We start from the raw sequence: 16,749 nt of genomic DNA on the forward strand, positions 1-16,749 counted from the left end.
GTGCGCGCCTTACAGGTCGGCGCCGATATTGAGATAGATCTGGAAACCCGAATCCGGGTCGTCGAGGCCGCGCGCGATGTCGATGCGCAGCGGGCCCACCGGCGAACGCCAGCGCACGCCGACACCCACGCCGGTACGCATCTTCAGGTCTTTCTGGTCGTCGAAGGCGCTGCCGCTGTCGACGAACACCGCGCCGCCCCAGCTTTCGTTGAAGTACCGCTCGTACTCCACGCTGCTGGTGACCACGTTCTTGGCGCCCAGCGCATACGCCTTGCGGCCGTCGCCCGCCGGGATGCGCGGGCCGACCTCGCGCCACTCGTAGCCGCGGATGCTGCGGTCGCCGCCGGCGTAGAAGCGCAGCGACGGCGGCATGTCGGTCAGCGAGTTGGTGAAGGTGTGGCCGATCTCGCCGCGCGCGATCAGCCGGCTGCGCTCGCCCAGGCCCTTGAACCAGCGGCCGGTGAGTTGCGCCTGGATGAAGTTCGCGTCCGAGCCCAGCGCTTCCAGGCCGCCGCGGATCAGGCCGGTGGCGCTGATGCCCTTGCGCGGATACAGCTTGTCGTCGACGTCGACGTACTCGGCGCGCAGCGAGGGATAGACGAAGGTCGCGGTGCGGTAGACCTCTTGCGTACTCGGGTCGTCGTCGAGTTCGTCGTAGTAGGCCCAGCGCTCGCGCAGGCCGTGCAGCGAGGCGGTCGCGGTCCAGTGCTGGTTGATCTTGCCGCTGCGGCTGGCGACCAGTTCGATCCGGCGCGAATCGATGTAGTCGGTCTGCTCGTCGCTGCCCTGCAGGCTGAAGGTGTACCAGCCGTCGAGCCAGGCGAACGCGGGAATGCGGTATTGCAAGGTCGCGGTCTTGCGCCGCTGGGCGAAGTCGATCTGCGCCAGCGCCTTGTGGCCGCGGTCGTTGACGTAGCGCCGCTCCACGCCCAGGCGCACGCCGGCGCCGCTGTCGGTGCCGTAGCTGACGCCGGCGGTGTAGATGCTGCGCTTGGCCGGGGTCAGGGTCACCTGCACCGGCACCTGCCCGTCCACGGCCTTGTCCGGCTGCGGCTCGATGTCGATGCTGGAGAAATAATCCAGCCGCGCCAGCGATTCGCGGAAGCGGTCGAGCTTGCCCTGGTGGTAGTAGCTGCCCTGCTCCCAATACACCAGCTTCTGCAGCAGGCTGTCGCGGATGATGCGCTTGGGCGTCTGCTCGAAGCCGATCGCGCCCATGTCGTAGCGCTGGCCGCTGGTCCAGACCAGGTCGATGTCGGCCGCGTGCTGCGCGCGCGTCACCTCGACCCGGCGCGAAGTGAAATCCGCGTCGAAGTAGCCGCGCTCGGCGAGCCTGCGGCTGATCTTGGTCTTGCTGGCCTCGTAGGCCGCGTGGTCGAACACCTGCTCGGGGCCGGGCCGGAACGCGGCGAGGTCCTGGTTGAGATAACGGTCGTCGCTGCCGGCGCCGAGGATGGCGACGTCGGAGCGCCGCACCTTGACCGGCTCGCCCTTGTCGACGGTGATGGTGACCCGGATCGGCGGCGAGGACGCACCGGCGCGAGCCGGCGCCGCGGCGGGCGCATCGGTGGCGCCGTCGTCGGCGCCGCCTGCGTTGCCGCCATCGGCGGCGTTTTTATCGCCCTCGCCCGCATCCGCGCCGGCCGCGCCGCCACGCTCGCCCGGCGCGCCGGAATCGTCGCTGCGGGCCTGGGCCGCGGTGTCGGTCGAGGGCGTCGCGATCAAGCGAGTGCCGCGCGAGTCCTCGACCTTGATCGTCGGCGAGTAATAGCCGAACGGCTCCAGCGCTTCGCGGGTCTCGTTCTCGGCCTCGCGCAGCAGGTAGCCCAGGCGCCGCCCGGACAGCTCCTTGCCGATGCTGTCCACCAGCGACAGCGAGACCCGGACATTGTTGGTCATCGCCTCGTCCAGGCCGTGGATGTCGACTTTTTCGACCTTGGCCGCCTGGGCCGCACCGGCGGCTCCGAGGCCCAAGGCACCGGCGAGGAAGAGACGGGGAATCGATCGCATGGCACGGAGGATAACCGGTAACGGCTTGTATTGCTTAAGAATTTTTAACAACACGAGGACGCGTCAACGATGCGTGATGCCATTGCGGCAAGGCGCTGCGGACGCGTCCTGCGCCTCGACGGCGCGCCGCGCCGGGCAGCGAACGGCCGGCGCCGAATCCATCGTCCGCCCTCCACGCCCGGCCGCCCCATCCAACGCCGGCACACAACGCAAGCGAAGGCCATCTCCCTACCCGTTGTGCATCGATTGCGGACACGGGTCGCATTACGCGCCGATGTATTGCGCACGACCGTTCGCAACGCGTAATTTCCGTGTCGGGGACTCGCTTACTTCTGCTTTTCGGCACCGCCGCGCCATGCCCGCGCCGCGCGGGCCAGGCGATTTCCCATGCGATGGAATCGTCCCCCAGGTGTGCGCCGCCGCTGCGGCGCCGCCCAGAACCCAGGAGTTCCGACACCGTGCACCGCCATCTGCTGACCGCCGCCATCGGCGCCGCGCTGACCGCCGCCGCGATCGCCGCCCCCGCCCGCGCCCAGGACGCCGCGCCGCCCGCTTCGGCGCCGACCGAGATCGACAAGGTTACCGTCACCGGCTCGCTGATCCCGCGCAGCGAGATCGAGACCGCCACGCCGGTGATTTCCATCAGCGCCGAGAACATCAAGCGCCAGGGCTTCAAGGACGTCTACGACGTGCTGCGCGCGCAGCCGCTGGCCACCGGCGCGGTGCAGGACAGCCAGTACACCGGCGGCTTCACCACCAACGCCGAGCCGATCAGCCTGCTCGGCCTGGACCCGGGCTTCACCCTGGTGCTGATCGACGGCCGGCCGATGGCCGACTACCCGCTGCTCTACAACGGCCAGAGCAACTTCACCGACCTGGCCAGCATCCCCACCGCGATGGTCGAGCGCATCGACATCGCGCCGGGCAACCAGTCGGCGATCTACGGCTCCAGCGCCATCGCCGGCGTGGTCAACATCATCCTCAAGAAGCGCGTCGACGGCACCCACCTGAACTTCCGCTTCGGCGGCTACGACGGCGGCGGCGGCGAGAACGCGCGCCTGCAGCTGATCGGCGGCAAGGAAGTCGGCGCCTTCAGCCTGACCTACGGCCTGCAGTACAGCATGCAGGACCCGATCTACGGCTACGACCGCCGCCGCATCGACTCGACCAACGACAATCCCGATCCGGACGCGCGCTACGGCTCGCGCAACTTCGTGCGCATCAACGCCGACGTGCTGCCCAACGAATACATCGACCCGGGCGCGGCCTGCGGCGCCCTGGGCAACCTGTTCAACGGCACCCTGACCCGCGACTTCCGCCCCGGCCGCGGCTACTACTGCGGCAGCCGCGAAGACGTCGGCTACCTCACGATCATGAACCGCAAGCGCGACCTCAGCGGCTACTTCAACGCGTCCTACGCGCTCAACGACCGCACCGAGCTGTACGGCACGCTGCTGGTCGGCCACAACAAGTCCGAAGCCAACCCCGGCACCCGTTTCTGGACCACCTCGGTGGACACCAACGGCATCTTCTACAACGACACCAGCGGCCGCTACGAGACCTACCAGCGCGTGTTCGCGCCGGAGGAAACCGGCGACGTCGACGCCACCAACGAGCGCCAGACCAGCGACTCCTACAACCTCGCCTTCGGCGGCCGCGGCAGCCTGGGCGAATCGAACTGGAACTACGACGCCTACTTCGCCCGCTCGCAGTACAAGGTCGACAGCAAGCAGCGCTGGCTGCTCAGCGCGGCCGCCGACGACTTCTTCGAGCGCCGCTTCCTCGGCCCGGTGATCGACCACGTCGGCCCCTATCCGGTGTACGCGCCGACCGACGACAGCGGCTTCTACCGCGCGCTGACCCCGGCCGAGTTCAACAGCATCACCGACATCATCCGCACCAAGTCCGAGACCTGGACCCAGAACTTCAACCTGCAGCTGACCAACACCGAGCTGTTCCACCTGCCGGCGGGCGCGGTCGGCTTCGCCACCGTGCTGCAGGCCGGCGAACAGTCGTGGAAGAACCCGACCGACCCGCGCGTGGTCGCCGGCGACTTCTTCAGCCTCACCGGCACCCAGGGCCAGGGCAAGCGCCGCAACCAGGCGATCGGCGTCGAGTTCCGCGTGCCGATCTTCAGCCAGCTCACCGCCAGCCTGTCGGGCCGCTACGACAAGTACAAGAACGTCGGCGCCGGCACCGATTCCGACGGCACCTACAAGATCGGCCTGGAATACCGCCCGGTCGAGTCGCTGCTGCTGCGCGCCAACTACGCCACCGCGTTCAAGGCCCCGGACATGGCCTACGTGTTCGCCGGCGACAGCGGCTACTACACCAGCGTGGTCGACTACTACCGCTGCGCGACCGAAGAGCCCGACGAAAGCATCGGCAACTGCACCTACAACGCCGAATCGGTGTCCGGCCGCCGCAGCGGCGCCAAGGACCTCAAGTCGATCACCGCCAAGTCCTGGGGCGCCGGCGTGCTGTGGGCGCCCAGCGGCAACTTCGACGTCAGCGTCGATTACTACAGCATCAAGATCGACGACGAAGTCAACGACCTCAACATCGACGCGGTGCTGCGCAACGAATCGGCCTGCCGCCTGGGCCAGATCGACCCGTCGTCGCCGACCTGCGCGGACGCGCTGGCGCGCATCACCCGCCTGCCCGCGGACGCGCCGGTGCCGCTGCAGCTCGACAGCGTGCGCACCAACCCGATCAACGTGTCCAAGGAAGAAGTGCGCGGCCTGACCGCCAAGCTCAACTACCGCTGGCAGACCGACAGCTGGGGCTCGTTCGCGCTGGGCGCGAACTACAACGTGACCCTCAAGCACGAGAACCAGCAGTACCCGGGCGACCCGACCATCGACTACTTGCGCGACCCGTTCTACTCCTCCGAGTTCAAGAGCATCGGCAGCGCCTCGCTGAGCTGGAACAAGGGCCCGTGGACCACGACCCTGTACGGCGTGCGCTACGGCAGCACCCCGAACTACGCCGCCCAGGTCGACCCGTCCGGCTACTCGGCCGAGAACGGCGGCCGCATGCGCGCGCACCTGAGCTTCAACGGCAGCGCCAGCTACGAGTTCGGCGACGACCTGTCGCTGAGCTTCACCGTCAACAACCTGTTCAACAAGATGCCGCAGCGCGACAAGACCTTCGACGTCTACCCGTACTACAACTCGCTGAACTACAACATCTACGGCCGCTCGTACATGGTCGAGGTGAACTGGAAGTTCGGGGCCAGCTCGCAGTAAGCGGGCGCGTCGCGATAAAAGAAAAAGCCGGCGAAAGCCGGCTTTTTCTTTGGCGTGGGAAGTCCCTTCCTTGCCTGTGGGAGGGCCTTCAGGCTCGACGCCCTTCGCTCAGGTCGCGACGCCATTCCACGCTTCGGCCCTTCGCCGCATCCCGACTGCCGCGGTCGCGGCTCGCGCCGCTCCTACAGGAGGGCGCGACGCAGGCGCGGCGATGGGTCAGATCGACAGATGCTCGATCGCCGCCACGCTGCCCAGGCGGTCGGACAGGCGCTTGAGCAAGGCCAGCCGGTTGTTGCGCACCGCCGCGTCGTCGACGTTGACCATGACCTTGTCGAAGAACGCATCCACCTGCGGCCGCAACCGCGCCAGGCGGCCGAGCACGGCGACGTAGTCGCGCTGGGCCAGCAGCGGATCGGTGTCGGCGACGGCGGCGTCCACCGCCTCGGCCAGCTCGCGCTCGGCCGGCTCGGCGAACAGCGCCGGGTCGATGGCTTCGGGAACCTCGCCCTCGACCTTCTTGAGGATGTTGCGGCTGCGCTTGTTGGCGGCGGCGAGGGCCTCGGCTTCGGGGAGCTTGGCGAATTCGGCGATGGCAGTGAGGCGGCGATCGAAGTCGGCCAGATTCGAAACACGCAACGCAACCACGGTTTCAAATTGCTGCGCAGGAACTCCACGATCTGCGTAGTAGCTCCTCAAACGATCTATAACAAAATCATAAATTTCGCTGGTTTCAGCCAAAAATTCTTCGCGATTCAAAACTATCTGTGCGCTTTGCTCGGCACCAACGTCAATACCTGCAAACTGCGCCAACTCAGCAGCCATTTGCTTGCGCTTTTGCTCGGAATCGAGCTCAGCAACAATGACGCAAATTTGAGCCTTACGAATTGAATGAACGAAGTCGATGTCCACATCACCTTCGATCAGCGTTCTCGCCAAACCAAGAGCATTGCGCCGAAGAGAGAAGGGGTCCTTGTTCCCCGTTGGCTTTAAGCCCGCCTTAAAACCACCAGCCAGGGTATAAAGCCGCTCTGCAATGGCGACGACCTGACCAAGCTTAGATGGCGCGATCGAATCGCTGGAAAATCTCGGCATGTATGCGTAATCAATAGCATCAGCGACGGCCGCATCTTCTTTCCTTGCACTAGCGTAATAGCGCCCAGCGATGCCTTGCAGCTCGGGAAATTCGTTAACCATTCGAGACTGGAGGTCATTTTTTGAAAGTTCTGCCGCGCGCTTCGCTTGTACTGGATCGGCGCCACATTCTTTCGCAACTTCTACAGACAACCAAGCGACCCGCGCCACCTTATCGGCCACGCTCCCCAGCTTGTCCTGATACTTGACCGTCTTCAGCCCGTCGCCCATCGACGCCAGCCCCTGCTTCAGGTCCTCGTCGAAGAAGAACTTCGCATCGGCGAAGCGCGGGCGAATGACGCGCTCGTAGCCCTTGCGCACCTCGGCCGCGTCGCGGCTCTCGATGTTGGCCACGCCGACGAAGCGCTCGGTCAGCTGGCCCGAGGCGTCGAGCACCGGGAAGAACTTCTGGTTCGCTTCCATCGTCGCGATCAGCGCTTCCTGCGGCACCGCCAGGAACTCGCGTTCGAAGCTGCAGGCCACCGCCACCGGCCATTCGGTGAGGCCGTTGACTTCTTCCAGGATGCCCTCGTCGATGCGCGCGCGGCCGCCGTCGGCGCTGGCGGCGGCTTCGACTTCGCGCACGATGCGCTCGCGGCGCTCGTCCGGATCGACCAGCACGAACGCGGCGCGCAGCGATTCGACGTAGTCCTGCGGCGCGCTGAACCACACCGGCTTGTCGTGCATGAAGCGGTGGCCGCGGCTCATGCGGTCGCTGCTCACGCCCAGCGCCTGCGCCGGCACCACGTCCTTGCCCAGCAGCGCCACCAGCCAGTGCACCGGACGGGCGAAGCCGTAGTCGTGGTCGCCCCAGCGCATCGGCTTGGGAATCGGCATCGCCGCGATCGCCTCGCGCACGACCTCGCCGAGCAGGCTGGCGGTGTCGGCGCCGGGCTTGACCGCGCGGTGGACGAAACGCTCGCCCTTGTTGTCGCTGGTCTTCTCCAGCGCCGTCCACTCGACCCCGGCCTTGGCCGCGAAACCCTGCAGCGCCTTGGTCGGCTGGCCGTCGCCGTCGAGGGCGATGTTGAGATACGGCCCGAGCACTTCGCTGCGCTGTTCGGGCTGCTGCGTGTCGACCGCGCCCAGCAGCACGGCCAGGCGGCGCGGGGTGTACAGCGGCTTGGCGCCGTTGCGGTCGAAGCCGACGCCGCGCTTGTGCAGGCCGTCGAGCACGCCGTCGAAGAAGGCCTGGGCCAGGCCCGGCAGCGCCTTGACCGGCAGTTCTTCGGTGCCCAGTTCGATCAGGAGGGGTTGGGTCGTGCTCATGCGGTGGCCTTTGCGGTGTCGCCGCGCGTCCTGCGGACGGCGCCGGGAATGTTTCGACGATGCGGGGTAGAACCCTCACCCCAACCCCTCTCCCGCGAGCGGGAGAGGGGCTTCATGAGGTCAGGCGGCTTCTGCGTTCGCTTGCTTGAGCGCCGGGAAACCGAGCTTCTCGCGCTGGGCGAAGTAGGCCTCGGCCACGCCCTGAGCGATGCGGCGCACGCGCAGGATGTAGCGCTGGCGCTCGGTCACGCTGATCGCGCGGCGCGCGTCGAGCAGGTTGAAGCTGTGGCTGGCCTTGCACACCTGGTCGTAGGCGGGCAGCGGCAAGCCGAGGTCGATCAGCTTCTGCGCTTCCTTCTCGCAGGCGTCGAAGCGGTGGAACAGTTCGTCCACGTCGGCGTGCTCGAAGTTGTACGCGCTCTGCTCGACTTCGTTCTGGTGGTAGACGTCGCCGTAGGTCACCGGCGTGCCGTCCGGGCCGTAGGTCCAGATCAGGTCGTAGACGTTGTCGACGTTCTGCAGGTACATGCACAGGCGCTCGAGGCCGTAGGTGATCTCGCCGAGCACCGGCCGGCACTCGATGCCGCCGGCCTGCTGGAAGTAGGTGAACTGGGTCACTTCCATGCCGTTGAGCCAGACTTCCCAGCCCAGGCCCCAGGCGCCGAGGGTCGGCGATTCCCAGTTGTCCTCGACCAGGCGCAGGTCGTGCACGCGCGGGTCCACGCCCAGCGCCTTGAGCGAGTCGAAGTACAGCTCGACGATGTTGTCGGGGCTGGGCTTCATCGCCACCTGGTACTGGTAGTAGCGCTGCAGGCGGTTGGGGTTCTCGCCGTAGCGGCCGTCGGTGGGGCGGCGGCTGGGCTGGACGTAGGCGGCGTTCCACGGCTCCGGGCCGAGCGCGCGCAGGAAGGTGGCCGGGTGGAAGGTGCCGGCGCCGACTTCCAGGTCCAGCGGCTGGATCAACACGCATCCGCGCTCGGCCCAGTAGGCGTTCAGGCGCTGGATCATGCTTTGGAAGGTGATCGCGGTGGTCGGTGCGTCGGTCGCGCTCATGGTCTCGTCTGCGCTGCGGCAAAGCGGGTTAGTATAGCGGCGAGCCCTGAAATTTCAGGACTTTTGCCCCGAGCCGGGCCATTATTGGCCCTCCCCCGCCGTACCCGCCAGCGCCCCGTGAAGCCGCCCTTCCTGATCCTCGAGACCGGCCAGCCGGTCCCCTCCATGCGCCGCCATCGCGGCTTCCCGCATTGGATCCGCGTCGCCGCCGGCCTGGGCCGGGACGAGGCGGTGGTGGTCAACGTCGCGGGCGGCGACGCGCTGCCCGGCCGCGACGGCTTCGCCGGGGCCATCGTCACCGGCTCCGGCGCGATGGTCACCGACCGCGCCCAGTGGAGCGAGCGCAGCGCGCAGTGGCTGGGCGAGGCCGCCCACGCCGGGCTGCCGCTGTTCGGCATCTGCTACGGCCACCAGTTGCTGGCGCATGCGCTCGGCGGCGAAGTCGGCAACCACCCGGGCGGGCGCGAGATGGGCACGGTGCACCTGGAACTGCACCCCGCCGCCGCGGCCGACCCGCTGTTCGCCGGCCTGCCGGCGCGCTTCCCGGCCCAGGCCACCCACTTGCAGACGGTGCTGCGCGCGCCCGAAGGCGCGACGGTGCTGGCGCGCTCGGCCCACGACGCCTGCCACGCCTTCCGCTGGGGCGAGCGCGCCTGGGGCGTGCAGTTCCATCCCGAATTCAGCGCCGGCCACATGCGCGGCTACGTGCGCGCGCGCCAGGACGCGCTGCGCAACGAGGGCCTGTGCCCGCGCACGGTGACGCGCGAGATCAGCGCGGCGCCGCACGCGCGCCGGGTGCTGCGCCGCTTCGTCGGCCACGCCCGCGCGCTGCACGGCCGCTGACCGTGCCCGCCGCGCCGGCGCCGCCGCATCCGTCACGCCCGCCCGCTTCGCCATGCCCGGAACCGATCCGATGACCCCGCCGATACGCAAGGTGCCGCTGACCCGCGGCGCGCAATGGCTGCTGCGCGCGATCAACCTGGGTACGCGCAATCCGCGCGCGATCTTCGGCGCCGCGTTGCTGCTGATCGCGGTGCTGTACCTGGTGATGTACGTGTTCACGATGCCGCTGCGGATGCAAAGCGAGCTCGACCTGGAAGGCCTGTTCCGGATCCTGGCGATCGCGATGCTGGCCGCGGCGCTGGTCCTGCCGGTGCTGCTGGGCGGGCTGATGCACGTGATCCGCGAGGCCGAGAGCGGCCGCCCGGTGCGCGCGCGCGACCTGTTCGCGCCGCTGCGCCTGCACCGCACCCTGCCGCTGGCGCTGCTGGGGCTGATCCAGATCGCGCTGGCGCTGATCTGCGGCTCGCTGCTGCTGTGGGCCACCGGCGAGGATTTCTGGGCGCAGTACCAGGAGATGGTGCGCGGCGCGATCACCGGCCGCATCAGCACCGTGCCGACCGCCGAGCAGCCGGCGCTGGTCGCGCTGGCGCAGCTGCTGTTCTATTACTTCAGCACCGCGGTGGTGCTGGTGTCGGTGCCGCAGATCATGTTCTCCGGGCTGGGCCTGTCGGACGCGGTCAAGCGCAGCTTCGGCGCCTCGCTGTGGAACCTGGGCTCGTACCTGTTCGCGACCATGCTGTTCATGCTCGGCGCGATGCTCGCCGGCCTGCTGGTCAGCGTCGCCGCGTTGGTGGTGATGGTGCTGGGCGCCTCGGTCACGCCGATGCTCGGCCACCTGCTGGCCTGGGTGCTGTTCACCGCCTACGGCATGGTCTTCCTGGTGGTGATGTGCGGCACCTGCTACTACGCCTGGCGCGATGTGTTCGCCCAGGACGGCGATGTCGCGGCGGGCGGCGGCACGCCCCCGCAGCCGCCGGCGCGGCAGGACCGCTTCGAGGCCTGAGCGCGGCCCGCCGCGCGCCTTCGCGGGCGGCGGCTTACAGCGCGGCGTACAGCGCTTCGTCCAGGCTCGCCTGCAACGCCCACGCCAGCCACACGCACGCGGCCAGCGCCGCCGCCAACTGCAGCAACAGCCATGCCCAGCCCCACAGCGGCAGGCCGCCGCCGCTGCGGTTGCGCACGCTGGCGCCGGCGAGGCGGTCGTGCAGGGCCAGGTGCTCGGGCTTGGCCATCGCCACCAGGTGGCCGATGTTGAAGCTCAGCCACGACAGCGCCCCGCCCAGGTAGCGCAGCGCCGCGCGCCCGGCGCCGAGTTCGCCGCCGTCGCGCGCGGCCACGTACAGGCCCAGCGCGCGCTTGCCCGGGGTGGCGCGCCACGACGTGAAGGCAATGCAGCCGACTTCGAGCGCGAAGCCGAGCACGGCGTAGACCATCAGCCAGCCCAGCACCAGCCACAGCAGCGCCGCGCTGGCCGCGCCGGCCGCGGCGTGCACCTGCGGGTCGGCGCCGAGGCGGCCGAGGAAGCCGCCGAAGGCGAGGTCGTCGAGCGCGGAGGCGGCCATCGCGTCGGCCACGCGCTGGTTGACCGCGGCCCATGCATCCGCGGCGCGCGCGGCCAGCAACCGCCAATGGGCGGCGCCGAGCAGGCAGGTGGCGAGGGCGACCAGGGCCGCGTCCAGCGACCAGGCCAGGTAGCGCGGCCAGAACCCGGCGGGCGCGCCGGGCGCGCTCACGGATCGCGCGCGTCGTCGGCCGGCTGCGTGCGCTCGGAGGCGACCCACTTGGCGGCGATGATGCCCAGCTCGTACAGCACGCACATCGGGATCGCCAGCATCAGCTGCGAGACCACGTCGGGCGGGGTGATCACCGCGGCGACGATGAAGATGCCGACGATGGCGTAGCCGCGCGCCTCCTTGAGCTGGGCCGGCGTCACCCAGCCCAGCAGCGCCAGGATCACCAGCGCCACCGGCACCTCGAAGCTGATGCCGAAGGCCAGGAACAGGATCAGCACGAAGTCGAGGTAGGCGTTGATGTCGGTCATCATCGACACCCCCGCCGGGGTGACCTTGACCAGGAAGCCGAACACCGACGGCAGCACCAGGAAGAACGCGAACGCGCAACCGGTGTAGAACAGCGCCAGCGCCGAGACCAGCAGCGGCAGGGCCAGGCGCTTCTCGCGCTTGTACAGGCCCGGGGCGACGAAGGCCCAGGCCTGGTACAGCAGCCACGGCATCGAGATCATCAGCGCGGCGAAGAACGCCAGCTTCAACGGCGCGGCGAACGGCGAGGCCACCTCCACCGCGATCAGCTGGCTGCCGGCCGGCAGCTTGGCCAGCAGCGGCGTGGCCAAGTAGTGGTAGAGCTTGTTGGCGAACGGCAGCAGGGCCAGGAACACGATCATCAGGCCGGCCACGCCGCGCAGCAGGCGCGCGCGCAGTTCGATCAGGTGATCGAGCAGGCGCGGTTCGGGCGTGTAGTCGTTGGGATCGCCGGAGCGGGAATCAGCGTCGCTCATCGTTCGGCGTCTGCGCGGTGGAGGGGCGGTAGTCGGGCTGGCTGGCGCCGGAGTAGTCCAGGTGCGCCGGCTCGGCGTGCGCGGCGGCGATGTCGGCCGCGGCGATGCCGTGCGGGGCCAGGCGCTCGGACGCCGTGTCGTTCGGGGCGGCGTCGTGCTGGGCCGAATCCGCCGGCGCGGCCGGATCGCGCGGCGCGGCGGCGGCATCGTCGGCGGCCGCCGATGCGGCGCCGGTGCCGGCGACGCGGCGGTTCAGATCGTCCACGCCGTCGCGCAGGGCGCGGTCGCCGTCGCGCAATTGCTGCTGCGCCGAACGCAATTCGTCCTGGGCCTGGCGCAGGCTGCGCTTGAGTTCCTCGTCGGCCAGCTCGCGTTCGAGCTCGGACTTGACCGAATACCACTGCGCGCGCGCGCGCCGCACCCACAGCCCGGCGAAGCGCGCCGCCTTGGGCAGGCGTTCGGGCCCGAGCACGATCAGGGCCACGATCGCGATCACGAAGACTTCCGAGAAGCCGATGTCGAACATGCTTGCGGGCTATGCGGAAGAGGCGGGGCGGCGCCGGATCAGCGCTGGTTGCGCTCGTCGTTGCGCGCGGACGTCGTGCTGTCGCTGCTGTTGCGGGTTTCGTCCTTGAGCTGGCCGGGCTGCTTGTCGTCTTCGTCGGCCATGCCCTTCTTGAAGCCCTTCACCGCATCGCCGAGGTCCTTGCCCACGCTGCCCAGGCGCTTGGTCCCGAACACCAGCAGAACAATCACAAGGACGATGATCCAATGACCGATGCCCCAGGCGCCCATGACGATGCTCGCTACTCAATGATGAAGGGGCAAGGATACCGCAACCGTCCTTAAGCCGATGTGGCAGAAGTCCTGCTGCGCCACCGGCCGGAACCGGCAAGGTGCGGCGCACGCGCGTGCGCCGGCGAATGCGCCGGGGCCGCGACGGCGGCCCGCGCGCCAAGCGGGCGGACGCCGCCCGCACGGCGCGGTTTCCCGCCTGAATCGGGAAACCGGCCTGCCGCGGGGCCGCTCAGGGCAGCGGCTCGACCTTGGCCGGGTTGGGCTGCGCCGGGACGTTCTCGAACGGCGCCGGCTGGCCCTGCACCGGCTGCGGTTGCGCCGGCTGGGCCGGCGCCAGGCGCTGGTAGGCCGGCGCCTGCTGCGGCTGCCCCGGCGCGGCGGCCGGCGGGGCCACGGTCACGCCGGGCGCGGGATAGACCGTGGTGCCCAGCTCCGGGCGCTGGTCCTCGGCCACGCGCTTGGCCCGCGCGGTCGCGCTGGCCTCTTCCAGGCGATCGCGGAAATCGACCACGGCACTGGACGGCGGGCCGCTGGCGCGGCCTTCGAAGATCATCCGCGGGGTGTTGCCGGCGCCGTAGGCGGCCTGGTTGGCGTCGTCGTCGATCGACAGCACCGCGCCGTCGAGGGCGATGCCGGCGAACAGGCCGCGCGCGCGCGACCACGACCAGATCTCGGCCTTGAGCTGGCCGTCGGTGGCCGCCGCGGCGGTGCGCCCGACCGGGCCGGCGGCGACGCTGGCGTCGCCGCCGAGGGTCAGCTTGCCGTTGACGATCGAATCCAGGCCGCGCGCGCCGCGGAACACGAGCACGATGTCGGAGGACTGCACGCCGGCCTGGAAGCCGACGCTGCCGCCGGTGAGCTTGATGAAGCTGGGGTTGGACCAAGTGCCGTCGGGGTTCTTCACCGACACCAGGCCGTGGCCGCGGCGGCCGCCGAACACCAGGCCGACCTTGAGCGTGTCGGGCACCACGACGATGGCGCGGGCCTCGTCGAACAGCTTGTCGGGAATCGCCGATTCGGGAATCTGCTGGATGTCGCCGAGCACGCGCACCGCGTCGCGGGCGCGCTTGTCCTCATCGGGACCGGCCACGGCGGCGGTGGCGGACAGGCCCAGGCTCAGGGCCAGGCTCAGACTCAGGAGGCGGGACTGCGGACGGGACATGGACGGCTCCGGCGGTGTGGTGCGAGCGATTCGCGGATGAAGGACGCCTGCGCGGGCGACCGGACGTACAGACCGCGGCGGCGGCGATCGGTTCAAGCTAGTGCGGCGGCGATGAATCGCCACCGAACTGGCGCTGTACGGGCGGCCGCGCGCGAGCGCGCGATGGCGGCATTGTAGGCCGCGGCGGCGCGATCACGCGCCGATCCGCGTGGCCTCGGGGAAAATCCCCGGTTTCTGCCCGTGCGAACCCGACGACGGCGAGTTGCGCCGCGACGATCTGTCGCGCGACTGCGGCGCGAGCCGCGCCCGGCGGCCGCGACGGTGCGATTTCTGCGAGCGTTGCCAAGATTTCGCGGCCGCTCGGACCGCGCCGACGCCGGACCGCCAAGCCGTCCATCGACACCGTCGATGCCGGCGATCCGAACAAACGATGCCCCTCGCCCGCGCATGGATGTCATCCTATGCCCATGCCCGCTACCGCAAGCACCGACGCTCCCGCCGCCGACACCGCCGTGGTGCTGGTCAACCTCGGCACGCCCGACGCCGCCAACACCGCGGCCGTGCGCCGCTTCCTGTCCGAATTCCTGCACGACCGCCGCGTGGTCGACATGAGCCGCTGGCTGTGGTGCCCGCTGCTGCATTTCGCGATCCTGCCGCTGCGCAGCGGCAAGGTCGCGCACAAATACGCCAGCGTCTGGCTGCCGGAGGGCTCGCCGCTGGCGGTGCACACCCGGCGCCTGACCGAAGCGCTGCAGCGCGAGCTGCCGCAACTGCGCGTGCTGCACGCGATGCGCTACGGCCAGCCGTCGTGGCGCAAGACCCTGCAGCAACTGCGCGAGCAAGGCGTGAAGCGGGTGCTGGCGCTGCCGCTGTATCCGCAATATTCGACCACCACCACCGCCTCGGTCGGCGACGTGCTCGATGCGGCGCAGGGCCTGGACAAGCGCCTGGTCCACGATTACCACGCCGATCCGGACTGGGTCGCCGCGGTGGCCGAGTCGGTCCGCCGCCACCGCGCCGCCAACGGCCCCGGCGAGCACCTGCTGTTTTCCTTCCACGGCCTGCCGCAGCGGCTGGCCGCCGCCGGCGACCCGTATCCGCGCCAGTGCGAGGCCAGCGCGCGCGCGATCGCGCAGGCGCTGGGCCTGGCCGAGGACGCCTGGACGCTGAGCTATCAATCGCGCTTCGGCCGCGAGCGCTGGCTGGAGCCGGCCACCGTCGACACCCTGGCGGCGCTGGCCGCGCGCGGGGTGCGCCAGGTCGACGTGGTCGCGCCGGGCTTCGCGGTGGACTGCCTGGAGACGCTGGAAGAAGTGGCGATGATGCTGGCCGAGGATTTCGCCGCGCGCGGCGGCACGCTGCGCTACGTGCCCTGCCTCAACGAGTCGCCGGCGCATGCGCAGGCGCTGGCCGGGATCGTGCGGCGCGAGTTGGCCGAGTGGGTGGCGTCCGGCAGGTGAGCCGGTCGAGCGGGCTTCGGCCGCTGCCGAGCCGTTCGATTCGAACCGAATCGGCCGCTGCCGCAACCGGCGGCCTCGACGCCGGTCGATCCGAACCGGCCGGCTCGATGCCGGCCCGACGCCGCGCGGCAGCGCCGACCGGGACTGCGCACGCCGGCACGTTCCGCGGCCGCGGCCGGTGCGCGCTGTCACCGGCGCGTGTTCTCATGAGCGCCGTCGGCGCCCGCTGGTGAGCCTGCTCTAACCGGGGCTGCTTTAATCGAATCGATCCGGCCAAGCTCGGCCGGACCGACGCTCCACGCCCCCGATTTTTCGCTCAAGCGCCCGCGTCCGGGCGCCGTTCCGCTACAGGATGCCGCGATGGCCGCACCGCAGGAATTCGTCGTCGATACCGTGTTCGGCCGCCTCGCCGGCTTGCGCAACGGCCGCAGCCACGCGCCCAAGCTGCTGGCGCTGCACGGCTGGCTCGACAATGCCGCCAGCTACGCGCCGATGGCGCCGTGGCTCGACGGCTACGACCTGGTCGCGCCGGACCTGCCCGGCCACGGCGCCAGCGCGCACCTGCCGGCGGCCGCCGAATACACCCTCATCGCCGGCGCGCGCGCCGCGCTGGCGGTGGCCGACGCGCTGGGTTGGGAGCGCTTCCACCTGCTCGGCCATTCGCTCGGCGGCGCCACCGCCAGCGTGCTCGCCGCGGCGGTGCCGCAACGCGTGGACAAGCTGCTGCTGATCGAGGCGCTGGGCTCGCTGTCCGAACCCGAGGAACGCGTCGGCACCCGCCTGCGCGAGGCCTTCGCCGGCATGGCCGCGGCCGGCGCCAAGCAGTTGCGCGTGTTCGACGACATCGCCACCGCGATCAAGGCGCGGATGATGGCCAACGACCTCAGCGAACCGGCGGCGCGGTTGCTGGTCGAGCGCGGCGTCGCCCCGGTGCGCGGCGATTCCGGCGCGGCCGGCTTCGTCTGGCGCAGCGACCCGCGCCTGACCCTCACCAGCGCGCAACGCATGAGCGAAGGCCAGATGCGTTCGCTGATCCGCGCGATCGACAGCCCGACCTGCATGATCTGGGCCGACCCCGCGCAGAGTTACATGCCCGACGCGCTGCGGCGCGAGCGCGCGGGCCTGCTGCGCAACGGCGAGTTGCACACGCGCGCGGGCACGCATCACCTGCACATGGAACAGCCGGCGGTGGTCGGCGAACTGTTCCGCGGCTTCCTCGCCGGCTGAGCGGCGCGCCGCGGTCGCGACGCCGGCCAGCGC

Annotated in this window: 12 protein-coding genes and 1 pseudogene; 5 read left to right on the plus strand and 8 right to left on the minus strand. The window is 69.9% G+C overall.

All coding sequences use genetic code 11. The features are described 5' to 3' along the window. Positions 1 to 9: 9 nt before the first annotated feature. Positions 10 to 1,974, minus strand: coding sequence for an autotransporter assembly complex protein TamA (locus tag BLV01_RS16315; protein WP_343124246.1), 1,965 nt, complete (start codon positions 1,972 to 1,974; stop codon positions 10 to 12). A gap of 548 nt (positions 1,975 to 2,522) precedes the next feature. On the opposite strand from BLV01_RS16315, the gene BLV01_RS16320 reads away from it, so the two are divergent. Then, on the plus strand, positions 2,523 to 5,258 hold the full coding sequence (locus BLV01_RS16320) for a TonB-dependent receptor plug domain-containing protein (RefSeq protein WP_254782665.1): 2,736 nt from the start codon (positions 2,523 to 2,525) through the stop codon (positions 5,256 to 5,258). Between the two features lie 216 nt (positions 5,259 to 5,474). On the opposite strand, the gene glyS is transcribed toward BLV01_RS16320, so the two are convergent. After that, positions 5,475 to 7,658 (minus strand): glycine--tRNA ligase subunit beta, encoded by a 2,184-nt coding sequence (glyS, locus tag BLV01_RS16325; protein ID WP_091801988.1) that lies wholly within the window; start codon positions 7,656 to 7,658, stop codon positions 5,475 to 5,477. A gap of 120 nt (positions 7,659 to 7,778) precedes the next feature. Beyond that, positions 7,779 to 8,711, minus strand: coding sequence for a glycine--tRNA ligase subunit alpha (gene glyQ, locus BLV01_RS16330; RefSeq protein ID WP_091801991.1), 933 nt, complete (start codon positions 8,709 to 8,711; stop codon positions 7,779 to 7,781). A gap of 117 nt (positions 8,712 to 8,828) precedes the next feature. On the opposite strand from glyQ, the gene BLV01_RS16335 reads away from it, so the two are divergent. Both BLV01_RS16335 and BLV01_RS16340 read left to right on the plus strand, forming a co-directional pair. After that, complete coding sequence (locus tag BLV01_RS16335) at positions 8,829 to 9,554, plus strand: glutamine amidotransferase (RefSeq protein WP_256375608.1); 726 nt, start codon at positions 8,829 to 8,831, stop codon at positions 9,552 to 9,554. A 70-nt stretch (positions 9,555 to 9,624) separates the two neighbouring features. Beyond that, on the plus strand, positions 9,625 to 10,557 hold the full coding sequence (locus tag BLV01_RS16340; protein WP_139178777.1) for a hypothetical protein: 933 nt from the start codon (positions 9,625 to 9,627) through the stop codon (positions 10,555 to 10,557). Between the two features lie 34 nt (positions 10,558 to 10,591). Here the strand turns inward: BLV01_RS16340 and BLV01_RS16345 are convergent, their stop codons facing one another. From BLV01_RS16345 to BLV01_RS16365, 5 genes and pseudogenes are all read right to left on the minus strand, one after another. After that, positions 10,592 to 11,287, minus strand: coding sequence for an RDD family protein (locus BLV01_RS16345; RefSeq protein WP_175486015.1), 696 nt, complete (start codon positions 11,285 to 11,287; stop codon positions 10,592 to 10,594). Next, the gene (tatC, locus tag BLV01_RS16350) at positions 11,284 to 12,069 is read right to left on the minus strand and encodes a twin-arginine translocase subunit TatC (protein WP_091802000.1); all 786 of its coding nucleotides are present in this window, start codon (positions 12,067 to 12,069) and stop codon (positions 11,284 to 11,286) included. Before tatC ends, BLV01_RS16345 begins: the two co-directional genes overlap by 4 nt. After that, a complete protein-coding gene (gene tatB / locus BLV01_RS16355; RefSeq protein WP_091802003.1) occupies positions 12,056 to 12,595 on the minus strand; it encodes a Sec-independent protein translocase protein TatB in 540 nt (179 codons plus the stop codon). Before tatB ends, tatC begins: the two co-directional genes overlap by 14 nt. A 38-nt stretch (positions 12,596 to 12,633) precedes the next feature. Continuing rightward, positions 12,634 to 12,864, minus strand: coding sequence for a Sec-independent protein translocase subunit TatA (gene tatA / locus BLV01_RS16360; protein WP_091802006.1), 231 nt, complete (start codon positions 12,862 to 12,864; stop codon positions 12,634 to 12,636). A 457-nt stretch (positions 12,865 to 13,321) separates the two neighbouring features. Then, positions 13,322 to 14,029: pseudogene (locus BLV01_RS16365) on the minus strand (lipid-binding SYLF domain-containing protein); the annotation flags it as partial. 467 nt (positions 14,030 to 14,496) lie between these two features. Between BLV01_RS16365 and hemH the strand changes: the two are divergent. Together hemH and BLV01_RS16375 are read left to right on the plus strand one after the other, a co-directional pair. Further along, positions 14,497 to 15,489 (plus strand): ferrochelatase, encoded by a 993-nt coding sequence (gene hemH, locus BLV01_RS16370; RefSeq protein WP_091802164.1) that lies wholly within the window; start codon positions 14,497 to 14,499, stop codon positions 15,487 to 15,489. 360 nt (positions 15,490 to 15,849) lie between these two features. Further along, the gene (locus BLV01_RS16375; RefSeq protein WP_091802012.1) at positions 15,850 to 16,716 is read left to right on the plus strand and encodes an alpha/beta fold hydrolase; all 867 of its coding nucleotides are present in this window, start codon (positions 15,850 to 15,852) and stop codon (positions 16,714 to 16,716) included. The last annotated feature ends 33 nt before the right edge of the window (positions 16,717 to 16,749 follow it).

Origin of the sequence: Lysobacter sp. yr284 (assembly GCF_900107375.1) — a bacterium.
Lineage (GTDB): Bacteria > Pseudomonadota > Gammaproteobacteria > Xanthomonadales > Xanthomonadaceae > Lysobacter.